Genomic DNA, 24,239 nt, shown 5'->3' with positions numbered 1-24,239 from the left:
TAAGAGTCTGGACGGTTTCGGTCAAGGGGTGAAACCAAGCCGTGACCGGATGCGGGGAAGGACATCAGGCGAGAGGATGGGAGTGCCTCAACAGGCGTGCTAATGTCGTCGTTTGTCGTAACAACAAGCAGAATGGCCCGGAGTGTCCCATTAACAACAATAATGGTCAGGCGGCAACTCGTCAAACGGAGCTGGCAAGGGAGCAGGAGTACGTCGCCCGCCTCTATGCCCGCCTCGACGCGTTGCGTGAACGCACCCAGAGCCAGCTGAAGGAGGTGCTCGGCGCCGGCGCCGTCGGCACGTTGCAGAACAGGTCGGAGCGCGACACGTTCGCCGGGATGTACGCCTCCCGGCTGGCCCGGCTGTGGGCGGTGGAGCGCGGGCTGGTCTTCGGCCGTCTCGACCACGTCGACGAGGGCAGGCTCTACATCGGCAAGCTCGGCCTCACCGACGACGAGCAGGAGCGGCTGCTCATCGACTGGCGCGCGCCCGTGGCCCAGCCGTTCTACCGCGCCACCCCGGCCGCGCCGATGGGCCTGACCCGGCGGCGGCACCTGCAGACCAAGGGCCGCGTGGTCATCGGCGTCGACGACGACCTGCTCGACTTCGACACGCTGACCGACGAGGACCGCGCCACGCTCAACGGCGAGGCCGCGCTGCTGGCCGCCCTCGACGAGCGGCGCACCGGCCGGATGCGGGACATCGTCGCCACCATCCAGGCCGAGCAGGACCGCGTCATCCGCGCCGACCTCAACGGCGTGCTGGTCGTCCAGGGCGGCCCCGGCACCGGCAAGACCGTCGTGGCCCTGCACCGCGCCGCGTACCTCCTCTACACCCACAGGGAGCGCCTGGAGCGCCGCGGCGTGCTGATCCTCGGCCCCAACCTCACCTTCCTGCGCTACATCGAGCAGGTGCTGCCCTCGCTCGGCGAGACCGACGTGCTGCTGTCGACGGTCGGCGAGCTCTACCCCGGCCTGACGGCCACCGCCAGGGAGCGGCCCGACGTGGCCGCGATCAAGGGTGACATCCGCATGGCCGAGGTGATCGAGCGGGCCGTACGCGACCGGCAGCGGGTGCCCCGCAAGCCCGTCGAGCTGAACCTGGGCCGCTACGCCCTCACCATCGACCGCAACATGCTCGAAGCGGCCAAGAACAAGGCCACCCGCTCGCGCCGCCCGCACAACCAGGCCCGCGCGGTGTTCGTCAGGTCCATACTCAACGCCCTGGCCAGGCAGGCGGCCAGGAAGCTCGGCAAGGGCCTCATCGACGACGACGAGCTGGCCGACCTGCGCGAGGAACTGCGCACCGAGCAGCCGGTCAAGACCGCTCTCAACCGGCTCTGGCCGTACCTGACCCCGCAGCGCCTGCTCCTGGGCCTGTACGCCTCGCCGGAGCGGCTCGACCACGCCGCCTCGGCCCTGACGCCGGAGGAGCGCGCGCTGCTGCGCCGTGACGGAGGGGAGTGGACCGAGTCCGACGTGCCGCTGCTCGACGAGGCGGCCGAGGTGCTCGGCGAGATCGACGAGCAGGTGCTGCGCGCCAGCGCCCTGCAGGCCGAGGAGGACCTGGCCGCGGCCAGGCAGGCGGCCGAGCACGAGCGCGAGGCGGAGCTCGCCTACGCCCGGGAGGTGCTCGAGCTGACGGGCCTGTCCGACGTCATGGAGGCCGAGCGCCTGGCCGAGCGCCAGCGCGGGGAGGGCCCCTACCTCACCACGGCCGAGCGCGCCGCCGCCGACCGCGCCTGGGCCTACGGCCACGTGATCGTGGACGAGGCGCAGGAGCTGTCGTCCATGGCCTGGCGGGTGATCATGCGGCGGGTGCCCACCCGGTCGATGACGATCGTCGGCGACATCGCGCAGACCGGCTCGACGGCCGGGGCCCGATCGTGGAACCAGGTCCTCGACCCCTACGTGGCGGGACGCTGGCGCCAGGAGCGGCTCACCGTCAACTACCGCACGCCGGTGGAGCTCATGGAGGTCGCCGCCCGGGTGCTGGCCACCATCGACCCGGCGCTCGAGGCGCCCACCTCGGTCCGCGACACCGGCGCGGAGCCCTGGTCGGCGCCGCTGTCCGCGCTGCCCGAGCTGGTCAAGTCCGAGGTCGGGGAGGGCGGCAAGGTGGCGGTGGTCGTCCCCGACGCGCTGCTCGGCGAGCTCGGCAAGGCGATCTCCGACACGGTGGAGGGGGCCGCCGTGGTCTCCTCCGGCGCCACCCGGGGGACCGCGGCGCTCGACGCTCCGGTGGCCGTGCTCGGCGTGGCCGATGCCAAGGGGCTGGAGTTCGATTCGGTCATCGTGGCCGAGCCCGACCTGATAGCCTCACAGTCGCCGCGCGGCCTGAGCGACCTTTATGTCGCTCTCACCCGGGCCACCCAGCGGCTCGGCGTCGTCCACGAACGGCCGCTGTCGGCCCTCCTGTCGGAGGCGCTGAGCGGCTTGCCAAGCCGTGCGTCCGGGCCGACAAATGGGCATTAGATCGCTTTAATGCGACAACGCAAGCATGTCCTACCTGCGGAAACTTGATGTTTCTGCTGATCGGGACACGGTTGACATCTGAGGTGGAGTCGGTAGTTTGCTGCGCAGTCCAGCACGGGACTTGGCCGGTTGGCCGTCTCTGACATCGTCGGATCCTGCGTCCGTGACGGAGCGTGACTTCGTCCACACAGCCAGGTGCAGGGCCGTCGGTCCGTCGAGTCGGGGCACCCCAGCCGGGCGGGGGGTTGGACCCGGGACGGGCCCGGGAGCCCAGTAGACAACGGAATTCCGCGCTCGCCGCCGACGAGACGGGTCCGGTCCGAAGGGTTTCCGGGCCCTCTTCCCTCTCGTGCGCAGGATCGCCATCAGCGCCGGGTGGTCCCGTCAGGTCACGGGATCACCCTGCCGCTCCCCGCCCGGCTTCGCTCGCCCGCTTCTGGGCCGTCCAGAGTTTGGTTACTCCTACTTCTGAGGCAACAAGGGGCCGCGACGGCCGATTCGCCGCCCGGGAGCGGTAGCGTTTTCGCAAGCAGGCGTGCGAACGGCGAGGAGAACCCCGCGTGGTGCAGGACAAGACGGGCCCACCGCCCACTGGCGGCGGGACCCCGCACATCCCTGATCCGCCCACGCCCGATTCCGGGCTTCCGGCCGCGGGCACGCCTACGTCGGCCGCGGGCACGCCTACGTCGGCCGCTCCAGGTGTGGACGCGCCCTCTCCGGCCGTGGACACGTCCGCTCCCGTCTCCGATGCGTCCGCGCCCGCGGGGCGGGCTGTGCGGGAGTCAGGGCGGGTGCTCCTGGCCCGGGTGGCCGCCGCTGTGGCCGGTGGGGGGCTGCTGTTCCTCGCCTTCCCGCCCATCGACTGGTGGCTCGCCGCGCCGCTCGGCGTCGGGCTGATCGTCGCCGCCCTCTACGGTGTCCGCCCCCGGCGTGCCGCCTGGCTCGGCTACCTGGCCGCCGCCGTGTTCCTGTTCCCCACGCTGGCCTGGGTACGGACGATCGGTGACGACGTCTGGGTGATGCTGGTAGGGGTCGAGAGCCTGTTCTACGCCGTGATGGCCGCCCTGGCCGCGCTGGTGTTCCGGCTGCCGCTGTGGCCGTTGTGGTTCGGCGGGCTCTGGGTGGCCATGGAGTGGGCGCGCGGGCTGTTCCCCATCGGGGGCTTCCCCTGGGCGCGGCTGGCGTTCAGCCAGGGCGAGTCGCTGTTCACCGAGTACGCCGCGCTGGGCGGGGCGCCGCTCGTGTCGTTCGCCGTCGCCCTGTGCGGGGCCCTGCTGGCGTACGCGGTGCTGCGGCGGCCGGCGGAGGCCCGGCGAGTCGCGGGGCGGCTCGTCCCGGTGGCGATCGCCCTGGCCGTGCCGCTGCTGACGCTGGCCGTGCCGAGGCCGGGGGACGAGGGGCGTTCGGTCAACATCGGCATCGTGCAGGGCAACGTGCCGGGCCGGGGCATGGACATCCTGGGCGACGAACCCGCCGTTGTCCTGAAAAATCATGCCAACGAGACGAAAAAGCTGGCGCAGGCCGTACGGGATGGGAAACTCCCTAAGCCCGACCTCGTCGTCCTGCCGGAGAACTCCACCGACATCGACCCCTACCGGGACGCGGGCGCCCGCCAGATCATCGACGACTCCGTCAAGGACGTCGGGGTGCCCACGCTGGTCGGCGCGGTCGTGGCCATCGGTGACGAGAACCGCGCGACCCGCAGTCTGGTCTGGGACCCGGTGACCGGGCCCGGCGCCTACTACGACAAGCAGGATCTGGTGCCGTTCGGCGAGTACACGCCGTTCAAGGAGATCGTGCTGGCCCTGTGGGATCGAGCCGGCCTGGTGGGCAGGCAGTCGGTCGCGGGCACCAAGCCGGGCGACCTGAAGCTGGGCCCGGTGACGATCGGCGCGGTCAACTGCTACGAGGTCGCCTACGACGGCACTGTGCGCAGGACGGTACAGACCGGGGCCACGCCGCTGGTGGTGCAGACCAACAACGCCACCTACGCCGAGTCCAACCTGCCGCCGCAGCAGCTCGCCATGTCGAAGCTGCGGGCCGTCGAGCACAACCGGGCGGTCGTGACGGCGGCCACCACCGGCATCTCGGCGTACGTCACACCTGAAGGTAAGGTCTCCTGGCGGACCCGCGAGCTCGTCGCGGACATGAACGTGGTGAAGGTGCCCGTGCGCACCCAGGCGACGGTCGCGACGCAGGTCGGCGCGTTGCCGGAGTGGGCGCTGGCGTTGATGGGAGTGGCGGCCGCCGGGGTCGCCGCGTGGCGGGTCAGGGGCAAGGCGACCGCGTGAGGGATAACTGATCATGGAGATTCTTGGCCGGATACTCATCGTCATACCGACGTACAACGAGCGTGACAACGTGCTGATGATCACCGAGCGGGTGCGGGCCGCGATGCCGGACGCGCACGTGCTGGTGGTCGACGACAACAGCCCCGACGGCACCGGGGAGATCGCCGACGAGCTGGCCGCCAAGGACGATCACATCCACGTCCTGCACCGGGCCGGCAAGGAAGGGCTGGGCGCCGCCTACATCGCCGCGTTCCGCTGGGGCCTCGACGAGGGCTACAACGTGCTGGTGGAGATGGACGCCGACGGCTCGCACCAGCCCGAGGAGCTGCACAAGCTGCTGGAGGCGGTCGCCGACGGCGCCGACCTGTCGATCGGGTCGCGCTGGGTGCCCGGCGGCAAGGTGGTCAACTGGCCCGCCTCGCGCGAGCTCCTGTCCAGGTGCGCCAACATCTACACGCGGCTCATGCTCGGCATGCCGGTGCGCGACGCGACCGCCGGGTTCCGCGTCTACCGCGCAGCGACGCTGGACAAGATCGGGCTGGCCGACGTCGAGTCACAGGGCTACTGCTTCCAGGTCGACCTCACCCTGCGGACGGCCAAGCACGGCCTGCGGGTGGTCGAGGTGCCGATCACGTTCGTCGAGCGGACCGTCGGCACGAGCAAGATGAGCAGCCGGGTCATGGCCGAGTCGTTCTGGCGCATCGCCGTCTGGGGCCTGACCGGCCTGCCCGCCCGGTTGCGTGGCAAGCGCACCTGAGAACCTGTGATCGCCCTCAGGCGGCGCCGGAACGGTTCGGGGACGCGGGGCGTTGTCCCTACATAAGCGGTCTTATACGCGTTCTACAGACGTCGCGTGCGCGGAATGGGGAAGACGATGCGGCTCCTGCTTTTCCTGGCCTTCCTGATCGTCCCGGTGCTGGAGATCTGGCTGTTGATCCAGGTGGGCTCGGCGATCGGCGGCTGGACGACCGTGGCCCTGCTCATCGCCGACAGCCTGCTGGGCGCGTGGCTGGTGCGCCGCGAGGGGCGCAGGGCGTGGCGGGCGCTGCAGGACGCGTTGCAGTCCGGCCGGATGCCCGACAAGGAGCTCGCCGACGGCGGCCTGATCCTGGTGGGCGGCGCGCTGCTGCTGACGCCGGGGTTCCTGAGCGACGTCCTCGGGTTCCTGTGCGTGCTGCCGTTCACGCGGCCGGCGATGCGGCGCCTGGTGTCGTGGTTCTTCGACCGCCGGGTCAAGAGGATGGCGGCGGCCTCGCCGTACGCGAACCTCTTCCCACCGTCGTCCGGCGGCCCCGCCGACGGGCACCTGGGCGGGCACATCGGCGGGCGTGGTGGTGTGGTGCACGGCGAGGTGATCAGGGAAGACCGCGAGCCTTCCTGACCGAGCCTCGGCGACTTGGGTCCTCCGCGACGGCGCGTCAGGGCATTGCGAAGCCCCCGGGCATCTCGCCCGGGGGCTTTCACCGTGAGAAGGTGTCAGGCGCTCTTTCGACGCTGGGCCCGAAGTACGGCCAGCCTCTCGTTGAGCACCTCTTCCAGGTCCTCGATGGACCGTCGCTCCAGGAGCATGTCCCAGTGCGTCCGCGGGGGCTTCGTCTTCTTCGACTCCGGCTGCTCGCCGTCGACCCGAACCGCGGTCGCGCCGCACATGCGGCACTCCCACGTCGCGGGAATCTCCGCCTCGGCGGCAAGCGGAACCTCGAAGCGATGGCCCTTGGGACAGGTGTAGGACACCTCCTGGCGCGGGGCCAGATCCGTGTTACGGTCGTTCTCGTAGCTGGTTGCCCCGAGCCGGGTGCCACGAAGCGCGCGCTCGCCCATGTTTAAATGCCTCCTACAGGGCCCCCATCGTGAGGGGTCTGTCTCCCACGGTGTCTAACGCTTGGTACCGTGATGGGATTCCCCCATGTGGGGTGATCCAATCGCTATCACCCCGAGGAGTTGCCCGCAGCCGGGCTTCCGTCGGCGTTCCGGAGCTTCCGGGCCACGTGAAGGCAAGGGTCGTTCCAGGGACGATCCGTGAATCGGCCCGACCGCAAGGCGGCCTCCGCGCGCCCTCTGGAGCGACGTCGAGGCGCACCTACTCCGCCCGGCCGCCGACGAGCACCACGTGGGGCAGCAGACCCACCCTGTTCGTGGGCGTCGACCGGCACCGGCAGCGGAGTGCGTCTGGCTGATCGCCGCCGTCCGCCGCCGAGGGCCGAGTGGCCATCGGCGGGGGAGAAGCCCGGCGAGCGCGCCCAGCGCCCACCGGAGGGAAGCCGGTCGGCTAGCGCACGCCGTACAGGTGCTCGATGGCCAGCTGGTCGAGGTGCTCGAACGCGGCGCCGCGGGCCGCGAGCGTGTCGATGTCGGGGGTGAACGAGCGCACGTCGCGCCAGCTCTCCCCGGCGGCGAGCGTCGGCACGGACAGCTCGTCGAGCCGCGCGGCCCGCAGCGCCTCCTGGACCTCGGGGTCGGCGCGGAAGGCCCGCACCTTCTCGCGCAGGATCAGGTAGTTGCGCATGCACGCGGCCGCCGACACCCACACGCCCTCGTCGTCCTCGGTGCGCGGCGGCTTGAAGTCGAAGTGGATGGGGCCGGAGAAGCCGTTGGACTCCAGGACGTCGACGGTCCAGAAGGCGCCCCGGGCGTTGCCGGCGCCGAAGCGGAAGTCCTGGTCGTAGCGCGGGCCGTTCTGCCCGTTCAGGTCGATGTGGAACAGCTTGCCGTGCCACAGCGCCTGCGCGATGCCGTGCGCGTAGTTGAGCCCGGCCATCTCCTCGTGGCCCACCTCGGGGTTGAGCCCGACCAGCTCGGCGTGCTCCAGTTCGTTGATGAACGCCAGCGCGTGGCCGATGGTGGGCAGCAGGATGTCGCCCCTCGGCTCGTTGGGCTTGGGCTCGATCGCGAACTTGAGGTCGTAGCCGTGGTCCAGCACGTACGCGCCGAGCACGTCGAAGGCTTCCTTGTAGCGGTCGAGGGCGGCCTTGACGTCCTTGGCCGCGCCGGACTCCGCGCCCTCCCTGCCGCCCCAGCACACGTACACCTGCGCGCCCAGCTCGGCGGCCAGGTCGATGTTGTCCATCACCTTGCGCAGCGCGAACCGGCGCACGTCGCGGTCGTTGGAGGTGAAGGCGCCGTCCTTGAAGATGGGGTGCGAGAACAGGTTGGTGGTCGCCGTGGTGACCACCAGGCCGGTCTCCTCCAGCGCCTTGCGGAAGGCGCCGACCCGCTCGTCCCGGTCGTGGCCGTCGAAGTCGAAGACGTCGTTGTCGTGGAAGTTCACCCCGTACGCGCCGATCTCGGCGAGCTTGTGCACGGCCCGCTCGGCGGGCATGGGCGCCCTGGTGGCCGGGCCGAACACGTCGACGCCCTGCCATCCGACGGTCCAGATGCCGAAGGAGAAACGGTCCTCGCGGGTGGGCGTGTACAGGTCTTCGCTCATGGTTGTTCCTCTCGGTGGTGCTGCCAGCCGGCCGTACGATCGCGCAGCTCGGCGTACTGCTCACGGACGTGGGGAGTGGGGGGCCCGTCGTACTCCTGGACCGGCTGGGCCGACCAGACGGGCGGTGCGGGCGTGCCGGCCAGCGCCCAGGCGGCCTGGCGGGCCGCGCCGAGCGCCACGTATTCGGCGGGCGCGGGGACGGCGACCGGCATGCCGAAGATCTGGGGGGCGATGCGGCGCACCGCCTCGGACTTGGCGCCGCCGCCGATGAGCAGCACGCGGCGTGGCCGTACGCCCTGCTCGGCCAGGTGGTCGATGGCGTCGGCCAGGGAGGACAGCAGCGCCTCGACGGCCGCGCGCGCGAGGTTCTCGCGGGTGGCGTTGCGCGTGGTGAGGCCGCTGAGCGTGCCGGAGGCGTCCGGGCGGTTCGGGGTGCGCTCGCCGTCCAGGTAGGGCAGCAGCGTGAGCCCGCCGGCGCCCGGCGGGGCGGCCAGCGCGAGCTCCGACAGCTCCGCCAGCGAGCAACCGATCATCGAGGCCGCCGAGGAGAGGATCCTGGCCGCGTTGAGCGTGGCCAGCAGCGGCATGAACCGGCCGGTCGCGTCCGCGAACCCGGCGACCATCCCCGAGGGGTCGGCGGCGGGCACCTCGCTCACCGCGAACACCGTGCCCGAGGTCCCGACGGACACCGCGACGTCGCCGGGGAGCAGCCCGAGCCCGAGCGCCGCGCCCATGTTGTCGCCGGTGCCGGGCCCGATCGCGGCGCCGCCCGGCAGCTCTCCGACGATCTCGTTCGGCGCGGCCACGCGCGGCAGCTCGATCTCGCGCCCGATCGCGGCCGAGACGAACTCGGGCAGGTACGCCCCCGTCGCCGGGGACCAGTATCCGGTGCCCGAGGCGTCTCCCCGGTCGGTCGTCAGCTCGCGGCGCTCGCCCAGCCGCCAGGTCAGCCAGTCGTGGGGGAGCAGCACGGCCTCGGTGCGGGCGGCCAGCTCCGGCTCCTGCTCGGCCATCCAGCGGAGCTTGGTGACCGTGAACGAGGCCACGGGCACGCTGCCGGTCAGCTCGGCCCACCGGGCGGGACCGCCCAGCTCGCCGGTCAGCCGCGTGGCTTGCGGCGCCGACCGTGTGTCGTTCCACAGCAGGGCGGGCCGTACGACCTCGCCGGCGCCGTCGAGCGCGACCATGCCGTGCTGCTGGGCCGCCACCGCGACCGCGGCGGCCCGCTCCAGCAGGTGCCGCCCCTTGTCGAGCGCGCTCTCCCAATGGCTGGGATGGCACTCCGTGCCGTCGGGATGCGGGGCCGCGAACTCGTCGACCACCGTGCCGTCACCGGCCCGGCACAGCACGATCTTGGTCGACTGAGTCGAGGAGTCGACCCCGGCCACCAGTGCCTCTGTCACCCGGACTCCATATTAGTAAACTGTATGGATTAAATAGCGTAACAGACCGGCGAATCGCCAGGAAGACCCATTAGTCTTAGATCGTGACAAAATCCAGGGAAGGGCCGCTCCGGCACGCGACGATGCGCGAACGCAACCTCGCCGTCATGCTGGAGCAGGTCGTGCGCTGCCAGCCGGTCACCCGTGCCCGGCTCGCCGAGCACACCGGGTTCACCAAGACCACCGTCTCCAATCTGCTCGCGGTGCTCGAAGGCGCCGGGCTGGTCCAGGACGGCGCGCTGGTGCAGGACGGCGAGCGCGGCCGGCCCGGGATCGCCGTCTCGGTCAACGGCGACGGCGCCGCCGCGCTCGGGCTGGAGATCAACGTCGACTACCTCGCCGCGTGCGTGCTGGATCTGGGCCGGCGTACTCGCTACCACCAGCTCGTGACCTTCGACAACCGGGGCCGGTCGCCCGAGGCGGTGATCGCCTCGCTGGGGCGGCTGGCCGCCGAGGCCGTCGCCGCGGCCGCCGGGCAGGGCCTGAACGTGGCGGGCGCGACGGTCGCCGTCCCCGGCCTGCTCGACCGGGAGAACGGCCTGGTCCGCCGCGCCCCGAACCTCGGCTGGACCGACGTCCCGGTCAGCGCCCTGCTCCACGACGCCCTGCCCGACCTCCCGATCCCCGCGGGCCACGACAACGAGGCCAATCTGGCCGCCCTGGCCGAGCTGTGGTTCGGCGACGGCGCGCGGCACGGCGGCTTCATCCATGTCTCGGGTGAGATCGGGATCGGGGCCGGCATCGTCATGGACGGTCAGGTGCTGCGCGGCACGCACGGGTTCGCCGGCGAGCTCGGCCACCTCATCGTGGAGCCGGGTGGCGCGCCGTGCACCTGCGGCGGGCGCGGCTGCCTGGAGCAGAGCGCCGGTCAGGACGCCATCCTGCGCGCCGCCGGGCTGCCCGCCGTCACGGCGACCACGGCCGCCAAGCCGGACGGCCCGATCAAGGCGCTCATCGCCCTGCTGGAACGCTCGGACCCGCGGGCCCTGGCCGCGCTCGACGGAGCGGGCCGGGCGCTCGGCGCCACCCTGGCCTCGGCCGTCAACCTGGTCGACCCCGGCGCGATCGTGCTCGGGGGCATCTTCTCGCCGCTCGCGCCCTGGATCCGCCCGGCCGTGGAAGCCGCTCTGGCGGAGGGGGGCGGCTCGCTGCGCACCGAAGTGCCGCCGGTGGTCGCCTCGGAGCTGGCGGGGAACGCCGCTGTGCTCGGCGCGGCCGGGGTGGTGATCGAACGCGTCATCGGCCACCCGGCCCTGCTGCTGCCCTCGTAGCGCGCGAATGGGTCCCGCCGATCACGCGGCTCACCGATCGGCGGTCGCGGGCCGCCTGGCCGGCGTCGCGGATCGGGCCCGGCCCCCGGCGCGCCACAGCTCGGCGGCCAGCCAGAGGCCGCCGACGGCGATCAGCGCGCCGTGCGCGACCCGCAGCGAGTACGGTCCGAAGAACTGCGGGATGAACAGCGCGAACCCCACCGCGAACGGCACCGCGCTCCACCGGGCCACCGCTCCGGACCGCCACACGGCGACCGCGGCCATGACCGTCCCCACGCCCAGCAGCGCGAGCCCGGCGGCGAACATGGTCACCGCGACCGGCCCGTACCGGAACTCCTGAGCCAGCTCCATCAGCGCCGGCGCGTTGTCGCGCAGCGAGCGGCGGGCGATGACGTTCAGCCCGAAGTCCTCGGCGCCGTAGTAGGGCAGGGTGAGGCCCGCGCCGATCCACGTCACCACCGCCGCCCGCAGCGACAGCCGGTCGCCCAGCACCTGGTGCAGGCCCAGGACGGCCAGCCCGGCGAGGATGAAGCCGATCATGGCCGCCAGATGGCCGGCCACCCACGCGCCCGACGCCATGGCGGCCGCGTCGTCAGTGGACGGCCGCACGGCCGGGTAGATGAGGAAAAGCACGCCACCGGCGGCGAAGGCCGCAGAGGTCAGCCGGGTGTTCATCATGACTCCAAGGAGAAGGGCATTGCTCTTTTCTGTGAGCAATGCTCTCTCTTTGGAGCGACGATGTCAAGAGCGGTGCTCTCGTTTCGTGAGCAGGGGAACCAGGGTGCGGTCCCCGAGGCGGGTCATCGCGACCAGCGGCTTCGTGGCCGCGCTGACCAGCAGCGGCAGGCCCGGCTTGCCCGTCGCTCTGGCCAGGGCGGGGCCGAGGGCGGCCATCATGGCGGTTAGGCCCGGCAACGGCCGGATCCACATGGTGATCTCCTTGATCAAGCCCTGGTCGTCGAGGTGCAGCAGTACCGACTCCTCGATCTCCTGGCGGCCGAGGCGGGCGGTGGCGGCGAGCATGCGCGTCCGCTCGTCGCCCACGTCGGTGTGGTAGCGCAGGTCGCTCAGGGCGCCCATGGCCGCGGTGAACAGCTCACGCACCTGCTCGTACCCGTGGAAGCCCGCTGTGGCGCTGAGCGGGGAGTGGAAGACCACGTCCGGCGCCAGGGTGGACATGATCGCGTCGACGTTCTTCGCCTCACCGGCTTCGCGGTAGGCGCGGGCGGGTGAGTCCTGAATGTGAACTGACATGAGTTCACAATATCAACCCACTATGCTGGGGTCGTGAACAGGTTCGGGGACATGCACTGCTCCATCGCCCAGGCCGTCGGCGTGGTGGCCGAGCCGTGGACGCCGCTGATCTTGCGGGATCTGTTCCTGGGGGTGCGCAGGTTCGACGACCTCGCGGAGGATCTGGGCATCTCGCGCAACCTGCTGACCCGGCGGCTGGAGCACCTGGTGGCGGCGGGAGTGGTGGAGCGGCTGCCCTACCAGGAGCGGCCGGTGCGCTTCGAGTACGTGCTGACCGAGGCGGGCCGCGACGTCGTGCCCGCGCTGTTCACGCTGATGGCCTGGGGGGACCGCTGGGCGACTCCGCCCGGCGGGCCGCCCGCACTGCTGGTGCACTCCTGCGGCGAGCGGTTCACGCCGGTGGTGACGTGCCCGCACTGCGGCGGCGAGGCCGACGCGGAGAGCGTGCGGGCCGTCCGGGGCCCGGGCGCCGCCCAGGGCCCGGGCACGATGGTCCTCGCCGCCGAGGCCTGACGATCCTGGGGGTCAGATGCGCGCCGGAACCTCGTTGCCCGCGTCGCGGATGGCCTTGGGCAGGTTGACCATGGCCAGCAGGACGAACCCCACGATGAAGAAGACGACCATCGAGATGATGGCCATCCGGTAGCTGTTGGTGAGCTGGACCGCGATCGTCACCGTCAGCGCGCCGATGAACGCCGACCCCTTGTCGCTGATCTGCAGCAGGCTGAAGTATTCGGCCTCCCGCCCCTTCGGGATCACCAGCGAGAACAGCGAGCGCGACAGCGCCTGGGTGCCGCCCAGCACGATCGAGATGGCGAAGGCCAGCAGGTAGAACTGCAGGGCGGCCTTCTCCTGCAGGAAGTACGCGATGATCACGATCACCGTCCACACGACCAGGCTGCCCAGCACCGTGTTCTTGGTGCCGAACCGGCGGGCCAGCAGGCCCATCAGCAGCGCCCCGAAGAACGCCACGAACTGCACCATGAGGATGGCGCTGATCTGCGTCTCCTTGCTCAGCTTGAGCGCCTCGGAGGCGAAGGCCGAGCTGTTGCCGATGACGGTCTGCACGCCGTCGTTGTAGACGAGGTAGGCCACCAGGAACAACAGCGTCAGCGGATAGCGCCGCAGCTCGCTGAGCGTCCGGCCGAGTTGTTTGAAGCTGCCGCCGACCGAGCGCAGCGCCGTGCTCTCGTGGGCCGGGACCGGCCGGTTGCGGAGCCGGAGGAGCGGGACGATCGTGAAGATGGCCCACCACAGGCCCGCCGACATCATGCTGATCCGCACCGACATGCCCTCGGCCAGCCCCAGCCCCTCGTGGTTGAGGTAGAGCACCAGGTTGAGCGCCAGCAGCAGGCCGCCGCCCAGGTAGCCGATCGCCCAGCCGCGGGAGGAGACGCGGTCGCGTTCCTCGGCGGTGGAGATCTGCGGCAGGAAGGAGTCGTAGACCACGACGGACGAGCCGTAGGCCAGGTTGGCCAGGATGAACAGCACCCCGCCCAGCACGTAGCGGTCGCCTTCGAGGAAGTACAGGCCCGCGGTGGCCAGCGCGCCCAGGTAGGCGAAGGTGGCGAGCATCTCCTTCTTGCGGCCGGTGTGGTCGGCCAGCGCGCCCACGATCGGCAGGCAGACGATCTGCAGCAGCACCGACACGGTCAGCATCAGCCCGAAGAACGCGGCCGGCCTGATGTCGGCGCCGAGCACGTCGACGTAGCCGAGGCCGGGGTGGGCCTCGGCCAGCTTGTCGAAGTCGGTCGAGCAGGTGGCGGGCGCGACCGAGGGGAAGTCCTTGGCGCAGGCCGCGGTCTTGGCGACGGAGATGAGGTACGGGCTGAGGAAGACCGAGATGATCGTGGTGTAGAAGGCGGAGTTGGCCCAGTCGTAGATGTACCAGCCGCGCTGTTCGCGCCTGCGTGCGGCGGGAGAGTCGGCGGTGTCGTCGGGAGCCGCGGGGGGTGCGGGTACGGGCATGTGTCGTGTCGCTCCTATGCGGCCATGCGGCCGGGATGCCACAGGCCGCGACGCTCCAGCACGTCGCGAAGGCCGGTGACGTTGTCGGTCATGATGCCGTCGACGCCGAGGTCGAGCAGGTGTTCCATGCGGACGGGGTCGTTGATCGTCCACACGTGCACCTGCATGCCGATGGCGTGCGCCGTACGGATGAGGCGGTGGGTGGTGACCTTCAGGCCGCGGAAGCCCACCGGCACCTGCGCGCAGGGCACGCCCGAGCGCTTCAGCCGGGCCAGCAGCCGGCCGTAGCCGGAGGTGGCCGCGGCGGCGCGCAGCGCGGCGACGCCACGCGGGCCGAGCGCCGAGCAGACCTCCCCGCCGAGCGCGGCCCTGGCCAGCACCAGGCGCTCGTCGGAGAAGGAGGTCAGGCAGATCCGGTCGTAGGCCGCCGTGCGCCGGACCGCCTCGGCCAGCGGCGCGATCGCGGCGGCCTCCTTCACGTCGATGTTGAAGCGGATCTCCGGATAGCCGCCGAGCAGGTCCTCCAGCAGCGGGATCTCGTGCACACCGTCGATGCGCGCCTGCCTGACCGCGCTGTAGGGCAGCTCCGAGATGCGGCCGCGCCGGTCGGTGACCCGGTCGAGCGTGTGGTCGTGGAAGGCGAGCAGCACTCCGTCGGCGGTGGCGTGCGCGTCGGTCTCCAGGTAGCGATAGCCCAGCCTCACGGCCTGCTCGAAGGCGGCGGCGGAGTTCTCGGAGCCCTCGGCGGCGCCTCCGCGGTGCGCGAAGGCCAGTGGGCCCGGATGATCGAGAAACGCGAAGCGGCGGCTGAGCACGTCCTGAAGTATGCCTTCCGTGGATGAACAATAAGGTTACGAATCAGCGAGATTCTGCCATTCCTGGCGCCGGGCCTCGGCCAGCGCGATGGCGGCGGCCACCGAGACGTTGAACGAGCCGACCCGCCCGACCTGCGGGATGTAGCAGACCCCGTCGACGGAGTCGAGCAGGGCGGGCGAGCAGCCGTGGTCCTCGCTGCCGACCACCAGGCACACGTCGCGGGCCAGGTCGGCCCGGTGCAGGGGCTTGGCCTCGCCGGTCAGCTCGATGGCCAGCACGGTGTAGCCGTCCTCGCGGGCGGCCTTCACGGCGTCGACGGCGGGCACCGGCTCGTGCCAGGTGACCAGCCGCTCGGTGCCGAGCGCCGTCTTGCCCGCCTTGGGGTTGGTCGGCGGGGTGGCGTTGCCCGCCAGCCAGATCTGGTCGACGCCGAACGCGGCGGCGCTGCGGAAGATCGAGCCGACGTTGAACGGGCCGGTGACCGACTCGAGGATCAGCGACAGCCGGTTGGAGGTGTTCCTGCGCCAGGTGCGGTTGAGCCGCTTGACGTCGGTGGGGCGCAGCTGCCTTCTCATCGGGTTACCTTCAGGATTCGGTAGGCGGCGCGGGAGGCCGCGCGGGTGGCCTGCCAGCCCTGCTCGCCGAGCCAGCGCTGCAGCGAGTCGGAGCCGAGATGCTTCTGTACGACCAGGTAGGCGACGCCGTCGGGCGTCAGCCGGGACAGCCAGCTGGTGAGCATCTCGTGCAGGGCGGGCTTGCCAATACGGATAGCGGGATTAGACCAGATAGCCCGAAATTTCACGTCTTCGGGTACCTCGTCGACATGCAGTGACCTTACTTTGTCAAGGTGGGCGGCCTGCGCGTTGCGCGCGGTGAGTTCCACGCTGCGCCGGTTCACGTCGACGGCCCAGACGGTCGCCCCGGGCGCGCGCGAGGCCATGGTCAGCGCGATCGGTCCGTAGCCGCAGCCCAGGTCGAGCAGGTCGCCCTCCTGCGGCGGCGGCGGAACGCTCTCCAGCAACACGCGGGTGCCGAGATCGACCCGCTCGGGGGAGAACACCCCCCGGTCGGTCTCCAGCCGCAGGTGCAGGTCGGGCAGCACCAGGTCGACGGAGCCCGGCCGGCTCGCGGTCCGCGGCTGCTCGGAGAAGTAGTGGGCCACGTGGCAAAACGTTACGGGATCCGGGCACCGAACAGGACCGCGGCACCCGCCACCAGCAGCCCGGCCACGATGGCGGCCACGATGAACCACTGGGTGACCTCCTGGTCCACCAGCTTGAAGCCGAGCGAGGTGCCGATCTGCTCGTAGACGTCACGCAGCTCGCTGCCCGACTCCGCCGTGTAGGCCCGGCCGCTGGTGCCGTCGGACAGCGACTGCAGGGTCTGCTTGTTGACCGGCACGTTCACCGGCCTGCCGTCGATGGAGACGGTGCCCTCCTGCGTGCCGTACGCGATCGTGGAGACCGGCACGCGCGCCTGCTGGGCGGCGTCGATGGCCTCGTTGACGCCTCTGCCCGAGGTGTTGTCGCCGTCGGACAGCAGCACGATCGCGGCCGGTGGCGGGTCGGTGGCGGCCTGCTGGTCGAAGGAGCGTACGGAGTCGAGCGAGTTGAACACCGCCTCGCCGATCGCGGTGCCCGGCCGGGTGGTCAGGTTGCCGATCGCGGTCACAACGGCCTGGTGGTCGGTGGTGGGGGCGATGACCACGTTGGCCGAGCGGGCGAAGGAGACCACGCCGACGTTGAACCTGTCGGGCAGCTCCCTGGCGAACGACTGGGCGGCGGCTTTTGCGGCGCTGATCCTGTTGGGCTGGACGTCGTCGGCGTCCATCGACAGCGACACGTCCAGCGCGATCATGATGGTGGCGCGGTCGCGCGGCACCTTCACCTGGTCGGCCGGTTTGGCCGCGCCGATGACCAGGAGCGACATCATGGCGAGGAACAGCAGCGGCGCCACGTGCCGCCGCCAGCCGGGGCCCGCGGGCGCGACCAGGTCGAGCAGCGCGAGGTTGGTGAAGCGCACGGTGTAGCGGCGCCTGGCGAACTGTGCCGCCACGTAGCCGACCACGACCAGCGCCACCACCGCGAACAACCACAACCACGCCGGCGACAGAAAGGTCACCATGCCTCCTTCATCGGCATAGGACCATTGTCGCCCGGTTCGATTACTCCCTGACTACGCACGTGGCCTCCGATGGGCGAGGTGGGCCATGCGCCGCTGACGCAGGACGAACTGCGCCACGTCGAACACCCAGTCCCTGTCGGTCCGCAGCACCAGGTGGGCCACTCCGGCTCGGCGCAGCGCGGCCTTGGTGCCTTCGCGTTGCAGTGCGGCCGCCTCTGCGTAGTCTCGGCGTACTTTGGGGGAAAGGTGCACTTCGCGTACGTGCCCGCTCTCGGGGTCGGCGAACGCGACCCGGCCCACGTCGGGCAGTTCGAGCTCGCGCGGGTCGATGACCTCCACCGCCAGCACCTGGTGGCGGGCCGACAGCCGCCTGATCGGTCGTTCCCACGTCCGTTCGGCCTCGGGGTCGAGCTCGGGCCGGGCGTCGAGGAAGTCCGACACGATCAGCCGCATGCCGCGCCGCCTGCGGGTGGCGGACAGCACGTCGATGCCCTCCGCCAGGTCGGGCGCGTCAGGTACGGCCTGCCCGCGCGGCGCGTCCATGAGCGAGTGCAGCAGCCCGTACAGCGCGGGCCGCCCGGTGCGCGCCGGCATCCGGTGCACGAACTCGTCGTGCAGCACCAGCGCCCCGAACCGGTCGCCCATCCGGCTGGACAGGAACCCGATCGCGCCCACCGCGGCCACCACCAGATCGCGCTTGTCGGTGTCGGCGGTGCCGAAGTCCATGCTGGGCGACAGGTCCGCCAGCGCCCACGTCTCCAGCTCCCGGTCCGCGATCAGGTCACGGACGTGCGGCACGGTGGTGCGGGCGGTGACCGCCCAGTCCATCCGCCGCACGTCGTCCTCGCCGGGCACGTAGACGCGGCTGTCGCCGGCCTCGCTGCCCGTCCCCGGCAGCAGCCCCAGATGGGCGCCGTGCAGCAGCCCGTCGAGCCGCCGGGTCACCGTCAGCTCCAGGCGCCGCAGCGCCTGCTCGGCTGTGTTCACCGGCCGCTCATCGATTCTGGTTCCAGACGACGAGGGGCGGTGGTACGGCGTGCAGGATCTGCCTGACGACCTGTTCGGGATCGACGCCGTCGGCCAGCGCGTCGAAGGTGAGCATCAGCCGGTGCGCCATCACGTCGACGGCCACGTCGCGTACGTCGTCGGGCAGCAGGTAGTCGCGGCCGCGCAGCAGGGCCAGGGCGCGCCCGGCGGCGACCAGGCCGAGCGTGGCGCGCGGGCTGACGCCGACCTCGATGGTGTCGGCCAGCTCGCCCAGCCCGTACTCGGCGGGCGAGCGGGTGGACATGACCAGGCGTACGACATAGTCGGCGACGAGCTGGTGGACCGAGACCTGCTCGGCCGCCTCCTGCAGCGCCATCAGCCGGTCGGGGTCCAGCACGCGGTCGGGCGCCGGCGGGGTGACGCTCATGCGGTGCAGGATCTCCAGCTCCTCGTGCGCGCTGGGATGCGGGACCCGCACGCGGAACAGGAACCGGTCGCGTTGCACCTCGGGCAGCGGATAGACGCCTTCGGACTCGATCGGGTTCTGGGTGGCCAGCACGATGAACGGCCTGGGCAGCGGGTGCGTGATCCCGGCCAGGGTGACCTGGCGTTCGGCCATCACCTCCAGCAGCGCCGACTGGACCTTGGCGGGGGCGCGGTTGATCTCGTCGGCGAGCAGGAAGTTGACGAACACCGGACCCAGCTCGACGTCGAACTTCTCATTGGACGGATGGAAGACCCGGGTGCCGACGATGTCGCTCGGCACCAGGTCGGGCGTGAACTGGATCCGGGCGAACGTGCCGCCCACCACGGTGGCCAAGGTAGAGGCGGCGAGGGTCTTGGCGACGCCTGGCACTCCTTCCAGCAGGCAGTGACCGCGGGCCAGCAGGGCGACGATCAACCTCTCGACCATGTGATCCTGGCCGACGATGACCCGCCGGACCTCGTCAAGGGTCTGACGCAGCACGGCCGCATCGGTTTCGTCTGGCACATCTTCGGCGACGCTCATGACGCCATTCCACCAAACGTCCCGCAAACGTGCACGGTGCCGGTCTGTGCTTTCATGGCAAACGTGGCCAGTCCGCTGCAGTACGGAGATCCGCCCAACCTGGGGCCGTTCGTGGTGCAGGCCCGCCTGCACTCCGCGCCGGCCGGTTTCGTCTACCTCGGGCAGGGGCCGGACGGGCGTGCCGTCTCGCTGGCCCTCCTGACCCGCGGCGCCGCCTTCGACGCCGCCGCCCGCGAACGGTTCGTGACCGCGGTGCGCGAGGCCGCGCCCGCGCGCGGCTGGCTCGGCCGGGCCTCCAGGACGCGCGCCGCGGTGCTGGACGGCGTGCCGGAGGTGCTGTCGATGGAGACCGGCACGGCGCCCTGGGTGGCCGTGCCGTTCGTGCCGGGCCGTCCGGGGGCCGAGTGGTTCCTGGAGCCGGTGATGGTCGGGGGCACGTTCATCGGACAGGCGCACGGCCCGGACTTCGTGCCGTACTGGCTGACCGACCGCGCGCCCGCCCTGCCGGGCGCGCCGAGCGGGCGCCGGCCGCTCACCGAGACGCGCCGGCGGGTGCTGCTCGCCGCCATGGCGCTGGCCGTGCTGTTGCTGCTCGGTACGGTGATCGCGCTGCTGCTGATCATGGGCAGGGCGGACGACGAGCCGCTGCCCAGGCCGCTGCCGCCGACGAACTTCCAGCCGACCGCGCCTCCGACGCCGGCCACGCCGGAGCCGCAGCAGCCCTCGCCCACCCAGACGCCGTCGCCGAGCAGGAGCGGGCAGCTCACGCCGGGGCCGACGCCCGGTGAGGACTCGGGAGACGGCTCGCCGCTCTGATCTCCCGGTTTTTCGGCTTGAGTCTCACGTCGCGTGAGGTTCTAGCGTCCGTGGACATGAAGTTCATCGTTCACGACACGCTCACGGCCATGGCCGAGCTGCTGGAGCAGCCGCTGGAGCGGCGTCCCGATCTGCTGCGCGAGCTGCTCGCGCCCATCCGCCCGGCCATCCCGATGCCGGGCGACATCGTCGACATCCACCACCAGGGGCCCGGCTTCCGGGTGGACGCCGAGGACCCGCGTTACCTGCCCGCGATCCGCGCCATGATCGAGGCGGACGTGCTGGGGCAGGTCGAGCGGGAGCTGTACCGGGCCGCCGACCGGCTGGCCGGCCTCAAACTGCCCGGCTCACTGCAGGTGGTGTTCGTGCTGGGAAATCCCGACGACGAGCACCTGATGAAGGTCACGGGCGGCTACTACGGGATGGGCGGTTCGCCCGGCCTGCTGTACCTGCTGGGCTGGCCGACGGAGGAGACGATCGGCAGGATCGCGCACTGCGCCGTCCACGAGTTCCACCACCAGGCGCGCTACACCAACGTGCCGTGGCGTCCGACGGTGGGGGAGCACGTGGTCTCCGAGGGGCTGGCGGAGGCGTTCGTACGGGAGCTGTCGGGGGTCGAGGCCATGGGGCCGTGGTCGTCGATGGTCACCGGCGCGGAACTGGACCGGGCCTACGCGAAGATCATGGCCGACTTCGAGCTGGAGGGCATGCACCTCACGTCCGCGTACGTGCTGGGGGACACCACCGTGGCGCGGTACGGGCAAGAGCCTCGCGGCATTCCCGACATGGCGGGATATGCGGTGGGGTTGCGGCTGGTGGACGAGCACCTGGCCGCCACCGGCATGACGGTCACCGAGAGCACGACGTTGCCGGTGTCGCAGATCGTCCAGCGGGGTGTGTCAGCGAGGTGAGACGAAGCCCGACTCGTAGGCGGCGATCACGGCCTGGGTGCGGTCCCGCGCACCCAGCTTGGTCAGCACGTTGCCGACGTGCGTCTTGACGGTCTCCTGGCTGACGACCAGTTCGGCGGCGATCTCGCCGTTGGACAGCCCCCTGGTCATCAGCCGCAGCACGTCGCCCTCGCGGCCCGTCAGCCGGCCGATGCCGGGCACCTCTGAGGGCGGGGTTTCGGGCGGCCTGCGCCCGGCCAGCGTCCGGATCGCCGCCGGGAACAGCAGCGACTCCCCGGCCGCCACCAGCTTGATCGCGTGGACCAGCTCGTCGGGCCTGGTCCGCTTGAGCAGGAACCCGCTGGCGCCCGCCCGCAGCGCCTCGTAGACGTGGTCGTCGTTCTCGAACGTGGTGACCACAAGCACCTTGGGCGGCTCGTCCATGGCCACCAGCCGCCGGGTGGCCTGGATGCCGTCCACCGCGGGCATGCGTACGTCCATCAGCACCACATCGGGGCGCTCCCTGCGCACCACGGGCACCACCTCGGCGCCGTCGGCGGCCTCACCGACCACGCTCAGCCCCGGCTCGGCGTCGATGATGACGCGCAGACCGGCCCGGATGAGGCCCTCGTCGTCGGCGATCACGACCTTGAGCGTCATGCGCGCGACCGCGGGAGTGTCATGAGAGCGACCGTAGGGGATGTCATGGGACCGACCGTAGCGGGGTCAGGGACCGACCTGAGCGATGATCCAGGCCCGCCCCTGCGCCGGGCACCCTCGACCACCGCCTGTCACGGGACCGACCGGAGTGGCAGCCGGACGGAGACGCGCCAGCCGTCCGCCACCGGGCCCGCCTCCAGATCGCCGCGGAGCAGGCGAACACGCTCCCGCATACCGGTCACTCCCCTCCCGCCCACTCGGTCGCCCGGCCCCGCGCCCACTCGGTCGCCAGGCCCCGCGTTCGGCCGGTTGTTCCGTGCGCCCGATCGGTCGGTCGGTGCGTCCGACCGCGCGCCCCGCTGTGTGCCGTTCGCGCCGGTCTCGTTGGTGATCTCCAGTCTCAGGTCGTCGTCCTGCACGGCGACGGCCAGCCGTACCGGCCCCTGACCGTGTCTGAGCGCGTTGGTCAGCGCCTCCTGAACGATCCGGTAGGCCTCCCTGGAGACCACGGCGGGCACGCCGGTCAGGTCGCCCACCTCGCGCCGCACCTCGGCGCCGGAGGCGTCGGCCAGGTCGCCCAGATCGGCCAGCGTCGCCTGCGGCGGGCCGGCCTCAGGGGGCGGGTCGCCGTCGCGCAGGACGCCGAGGACGTGGTCGAGGTCGTCGAGGGCGGCGCGGGCCGACTGCTCGATGGCCGCCAGAGCGGTCCTGGCCGTCTCCGGGTCGCGGTCGAGCACCCGCCCGGCCGAGGCGGCCTGCAGGGTGACGACGCTCAGCGCGTGGCCGACGGAGTCGTGCAGCTCGCGGGCCAGCCGGTTGCGCTCGGCCAGCGTACGGGCCCGACGCTCGGCCGCGGCCAGCCGTTCGCCGGGGGTGGGGCCGAGCAGCACGGGGGCGAGCCGGGCCAGCAGCGCGCCCGCGCCGGCCGCGAACAGCACCACCGCCCCCAGCACGGCCAGCCCGATCAGCGGCCAGCGCAGCGCCGCCCAGCCCGGCTCGACGGCGATCCCCAGCATCCGCTCGGGCCCGCCGACGAACGGCACCGCGAACGTGAAGACCGTGAACGGAACCCCGGCCAGCGTGCACCCGCTCACCAGGCCGCCGACGCCCAGGTGGAGGGTGTACCAGGCGGCCGTGCGCCACCGTTCCTGCCATGACCGGCCCGCCTGCCTGGGCGGCGTCTCCACACGCGCGCCGAGCAACCCCTGGGCGGCGCTCACCTCCAGCGCCCGCACCGGCAGGAACAGCCCGGTCACCGCCACCACCGGCAGGACCGCCACGAACACCCCGAGCTGGAGGGGCAGCAGGAAATTGGCCGACTGGCCCTGGAGCAGGCCCGATGTCAGAACCCCGGTCATCATGTACGGCATCAGCAGCGCGCCGCCGAGGATCAGGCACGCCCATCGCCGGGGCAGGTTCCATCTCACATTCGTGATTGTATGTCGACGGTTATTCGCTCTCGGTGGAATGCGCCTTTAGAGAAATGCGCCCCCAGCGAAAAGGAGCTGGAATTGGCGCGGCCCGGGTCTAGCGTCGGTGAATAGCTCGAGAGAAAGGCGATTCCATGACGGAGACCCTGCGTACTGCCTGGCCTGACCAGCTCAGCCAGCGCCTGCTGAAGGAGCGCATACTTGTTCTCGGCCAGGAGGTCGACGACGAGATATGCAATCGGCTGTGCGGTGAGCTGCTTTTGCTGGCGGCCGAGGACCCGCACCGCGACATAACGCTTTACATCAATTCGCCGGGCGGGTCGGTGACCGCGGGGATGGCTCTGTACGACATGATGCAGTTCGTCCCGTGCGACGTGGCGACGGTGGCGATGGGCTTCGCCGCCTCCATGGGGCAGCTGCTGCTGTGCGCGGGCACCCCCGGCAAGCGCTACGCGCTGCCCAACGCGCGGATCGTCATGCACCAGCCGCTCGGCGGCATCGGCGGCTCGGCCAGCGACATCCAGATCCAGGCGGAGAATCTGCTCTACACCAAGCGCAGGCTGGCCGAGATCACCGCCCAGCACACCGGCCGGCCGCTGGAGCAGATCCAGGCCGACTCCGACCGCGACCGCTGGTTCACCGCGCAGGAGGCGCTCGACTACGGATTCGTCGACCACATGGCCGAGGGGATGAACTGATATGAGCGGACGTTACGTGCTGCCCTCGTTCACCGAGCGCACCTCTTACGGCATGAAGGAGATGAACCCGTACAACAAGCTGTTCGAGGACCGGGTCATCTTCCTGGGCACGCCGATCGACGACACGAGCGCCAACGACGTGATGGCGCAGCTGCTGACGCTGGAGTCGCTCGACCCCGACCAGGACATCAACATGTACATCAACTCGCCGGGCGGCTCGTTCACCTCGATGACGGCGATCTACGACACGATGCAGTTCGTCCGGCCGGAGATCCACACCGTCTGCATCGGCGAGGCGTCCTCGGCCGCCGCGGTCCTGCTGGCGGCGGGCACGCCGGGCAAGCGCGCCGCCCTGCCGCACGCCCGCGTCCTGCTGCACCAGCCCTCCACCGAGGGCGGACGGGGCCAGTCGAGCGACATGGAGATCCACGCCAGGGAGATCCTGCGGATGCGCGACCAGCAGGAGTTCATGCTGGCCAGGCACACGGGCAAGACGGAGCTGGAGATCAGGAAGGACATCGAGCGGGACCGGATCTTCACGGCCGAGCAGGCGCGCTCCTACAACCTGATCGACGACATCTACGCCTCCCGAAAGCGCACGCTGACCACCGCCCGCTAGAACCGGGCGGCGACGAAGACCTGCGGGGCGGCCGCGCCATGAGGTCGGCCGCTCCCGCAGGCC

24 protein-coding genes are annotated in these 24,239 nt (G+C 71.2%); 10 read left to right on the top strand and 14 right to left on the bottom strand.

The window, feature by feature from the left end; all coding sequences use genetic code 11:
• The first annotated feature begins 242 nt into the window (after positions 1–242).
• From ACGFNP_RS45095 to ACGFNP_RS45080, 4 genes are all read left to right on the top strand, one after another.
• Positions 243–2,474, top strand: coding sequence for a HelD family protein (locus ACGFNP_RS45095; protein ID WP_393329155.1), 2,232 nt, complete (start codon positions 243–245; stop codon positions 2,472–2,474).
• A gap of 560 nt (positions 2,475–3,034) precedes the next feature.
• A complete protein-coding gene (gene lnt / locus ACGFNP_RS45090) occupies positions 3,035–4,765 on the top strand; it encodes an apolipoprotein N-acyltransferase (RefSeq protein WP_393329153.1) in 1,731 nt (576 codons plus the stop codon).
• A gap of 13 nt (positions 4,766–4,778) precedes the next feature.
• Positions 4,779–5,522: a polyprenol monophosphomannose synthase gene (locus tag ACGFNP_RS45085; RefSeq protein WP_358324314.1), complete on the top strand. Its 744-nt coding sequence runs from the start codon at positions 4,779–4,781 to the stop codon at positions 5,520–5,522.
• Between the two features lie 117 nt (positions 5,523–5,639).
• Positions 5,640–6,146, top strand: coding sequence for an FxsA family protein (locus tag ACGFNP_RS45080; RefSeq protein ID WP_358324311.1), 507 nt, complete (start codon positions 5,640–5,642; stop codon positions 6,144–6,146).
• A 95-nt stretch (positions 6,147–6,241) separates the two neighbouring features.
• Here ACGFNP_RS45080 and ACGFNP_RS45075 read toward each other — a convergent pair whose 3' ends face one another.
• The 3 genes from ACGFNP_RS45075 to xylB all read right to left on the bottom strand — a co-directional run bounded on the left by ACGFNP_RS45075 (position 6,242) and on the right by xylB (position 9,595).
• Positions 6,242–6,586, bottom strand: coding sequence for an RNA polymerase-binding protein RbpA (locus tag ACGFNP_RS45075; protein ID WP_043625492.1), 345 nt, complete (start codon positions 6,584–6,586; stop codon positions 6,242–6,244).
• Between the two features lie 448 nt (positions 6,587–7,034).
• The gene (gene xylA / locus ACGFNP_RS45070) at positions 7,035–8,192 is read right to left on the bottom strand and encodes a xylose isomerase (protein ID WP_358324309.1); all 1,158 of its coding nucleotides are present in this window, start codon (positions 8,190–8,192) and stop codon (positions 7,035–7,037) included.
• Positions 8,189–9,595 carry a xylulokinase gene (gene xylB, locus ACGFNP_RS45065; protein ID WP_393329149.1) on the bottom strand — a complete coding sequence of 469 codons (1,407 nt, stop codon included), beginning with the start codon at positions 9,593–9,595 and terminating at the stop codon, positions 8,189–8,191. The genes xylA and xylB overlap by 4 nt, the downstream gene beginning before the upstream one ends.
• An 83-nt stretch (positions 9,596–9,678) precedes the next feature.
• On the opposite strand from xylB, the gene ACGFNP_RS45060 reads away from it, so the two are divergent.
• Positions 9,679–10,905: an ROK family transcriptional regulator gene (locus tag ACGFNP_RS45060; protein WP_358324303.1), complete on the top strand. Its 1,227-nt coding sequence runs from the start codon at positions 9,679–9,681 to the stop codon at positions 10,903–10,905.
• A gap of 30 nt (positions 10,906–10,935) precedes the next feature.
• Here ACGFNP_RS45060 and ACGFNP_RS45055 read toward each other — a convergent pair whose 3' ends face one another.
• Together ACGFNP_RS45055 and ACGFNP_RS45050 are read right to left on the bottom strand one after the other, a co-directional pair.
• On the bottom strand, positions 10,936–11,583 hold the full coding sequence (locus tag ACGFNP_RS45055) for a hypothetical protein (RefSeq protein ID WP_358324300.1): 648 nt from the start codon (positions 11,581–11,583) through the stop codon (positions 10,936–10,938).
• A 63-nt stretch (positions 11,584–11,646) separates the two neighbouring features.
• A complete protein-coding gene (locus tag ACGFNP_RS45050; protein WP_393329147.1) occupies positions 11,647–12,159 on the bottom strand; it encodes a nuclear transport factor 2 family protein in 513 nt (170 codons plus the stop codon).
• A gap of 33 nt (positions 12,160–12,192) precedes the next feature.
• On the opposite strand from ACGFNP_RS45050, the gene ACGFNP_RS45045 reads away from it, so the two are divergent.
• The gene (locus ACGFNP_RS45045; protein ID WP_358324294.1) at positions 12,193–12,672 is read left to right on the top strand and encodes a helix-turn-helix domain-containing protein; all 480 of its coding nucleotides are present in this window, start codon (positions 12,193–12,195) and stop codon (positions 12,670–12,672) included.
• 12 nt (positions 12,673–12,684) lie between these two features.
• On the opposite strand, the gene ACGFNP_RS45040 is transcribed toward ACGFNP_RS45045, so the two are convergent.
• From ACGFNP_RS45040 to ACGFNP_RS45010, 7 genes are read right to left on the bottom strand one after another with little or no spacing between them, the layout of a single operon-like run.
• A complete protein-coding gene (locus ACGFNP_RS45040; RefSeq protein WP_358324291.1) occupies positions 12,685–14,127 on the bottom strand; it encodes an MFS transporter in 1,443 nt (480 codons plus the stop codon).
• Between the two features lie 14 nt (positions 14,128–14,141).
• Positions 14,142–14,942 carry a glycerophosphodiester phosphodiesterase family protein gene (locus ACGFNP_RS45035; RefSeq protein ID WP_358324288.1) on the bottom strand — a complete coding sequence of 267 codons (801 nt, stop codon included), beginning with the start codon at positions 14,940–14,942 and terminating at the stop codon, positions 14,142–14,144.
• Positions 14,943–14,978: 36 nt separating this feature from the next.
• A complete protein-coding gene (locus ACGFNP_RS45030; protein ID WP_358024687.1) occupies positions 14,979–15,518 on the bottom strand; it encodes a TrmH family RNA methyltransferase in 540 nt (179 codons plus the stop codon).
• A complete protein-coding gene (locus ACGFNP_RS45025; protein ID WP_358324285.1) occupies positions 15,515–16,105 on the bottom strand; it encodes a methyltransferase in 591 nt (196 codons plus the stop codon). Before ACGFNP_RS45025 ends, ACGFNP_RS45030 begins: the two co-directional genes overlap by 4 nt.
• 11 nt (positions 16,106–16,116) lie before the next feature.
• Complete coding sequence (locus ACGFNP_RS45020; RefSeq protein ID WP_358324872.1) at positions 16,117–17,064, bottom strand: VWA domain-containing protein; 948 nt, start codon at positions 17,062–17,064, stop codon at positions 16,117–16,119.
• Between the two features lie 54 nt (positions 17,065–17,118).
• Complete coding sequence (locus ACGFNP_RS45015) at positions 17,119–18,054, bottom strand: DUF58 domain-containing protein (RefSeq protein WP_358324282.1); 936 nt, start codon at positions 18,052–18,054, stop codon at positions 17,119–17,121.
• A 7-nt stretch (positions 18,055–18,061) separates the two neighbouring features.
• The gene (locus ACGFNP_RS45010) at positions 18,062–19,063 is read right to left on the bottom strand and encodes an AAA family ATPase (protein WP_358324279.1); all 1,002 of its coding nucleotides are present in this window, start codon (positions 19,061–19,063) and stop codon (positions 18,062–18,064) included.
• Between the two features lie 54 nt (positions 19,064–19,117).
• Between ACGFNP_RS45010 and ACGFNP_RS45005 the strand changes: the two genes are divergently transcribed.
• Both ACGFNP_RS45005 and ACGFNP_RS45000 read left to right on the top strand, forming a co-directional pair.
• A complete protein-coding gene (locus ACGFNP_RS45005; protein ID WP_393329143.1) occupies positions 19,118–19,879 on the top strand; it encodes a hypothetical protein in 762 nt (253 codons plus the stop codon).
• 56 nt (positions 19,880–19,935) lie between these two features.
• The gene (locus ACGFNP_RS45000) at positions 19,936–20,790 is read left to right on the top strand and encodes a DUF2268 domain-containing protein (RefSeq protein ID WP_393329141.1); all 855 of its coding nucleotides are present in this window, start codon (positions 19,936–19,938) and stop codon (positions 20,788–20,790) included.
• Here ACGFNP_RS45000 and ACGFNP_RS44995 read toward each other — a convergent pair.
• Together ACGFNP_RS44995 and ACGFNP_RS44990 are read right to left on the bottom strand one after the other, a co-directional pair.
• On the bottom strand, positions 20,779–21,429 hold the full coding sequence (locus ACGFNP_RS44995) for a response regulator (protein ID WP_393329139.1): 651 nt from the start codon (positions 21,427–21,429) through the stop codon (positions 20,779–20,781). The two genes, ACGFNP_RS45000 and ACGFNP_RS44995, sit on opposite strands and share 12 nt — an antisense overlap.
• Before the next feature lie 131 nt (positions 21,430–21,560).
• Positions 21,561–22,856: a sensor histidine kinase gene (locus ACGFNP_RS44990; RefSeq protein ID WP_393329137.1), complete on the bottom strand. Its 1,296-nt coding sequence runs from the start codon at positions 22,854–22,856 to the stop codon at positions 21,561–21,563.
• 137 nt (positions 22,857–22,993) lie between these two features.
• Between ACGFNP_RS44990 and ACGFNP_RS44985 the strand changes: the two genes are divergently transcribed.
• Together ACGFNP_RS44985 and ACGFNP_RS44980 are read left to right on the top strand one after the other, a co-directional pair.
• Positions 22,994–23,557, top strand: a complete 564-nt coding sequence (locus ACGFNP_RS44985) for an ATP-dependent Clp protease proteolytic subunit (protein ID WP_358324264.1) — start codon at positions 22,994–22,996, stop codon at positions 23,555–23,557.
• A gap of 1 nt (position 23,558) precedes the next feature.
• Positions 23,559–24,176, top strand: a complete 618-nt coding sequence (locus tag ACGFNP_RS44980; protein ID WP_358324261.1) for an ATP-dependent Clp protease proteolytic subunit — start codon at positions 23,559–23,561, stop codon at positions 24,174–24,176.
• Positions 24,177–24,239 lie beyond the last annotated feature (63 nt).

This window comes from Nonomuraea sp. NPDC049269 (genome assembly GCF_043197155.1).
In the GTDB taxonomy this organism is placed as follows: Bacteria; Actinomycetota; Actinomycetes; order Streptosporangiales; family Streptosporangiaceae; genus Nonomuraea.
Note: the sequence above shows the minus strand (reverse complement) of the source record. Positions and strands in the feature narration are given on the sequence as shown.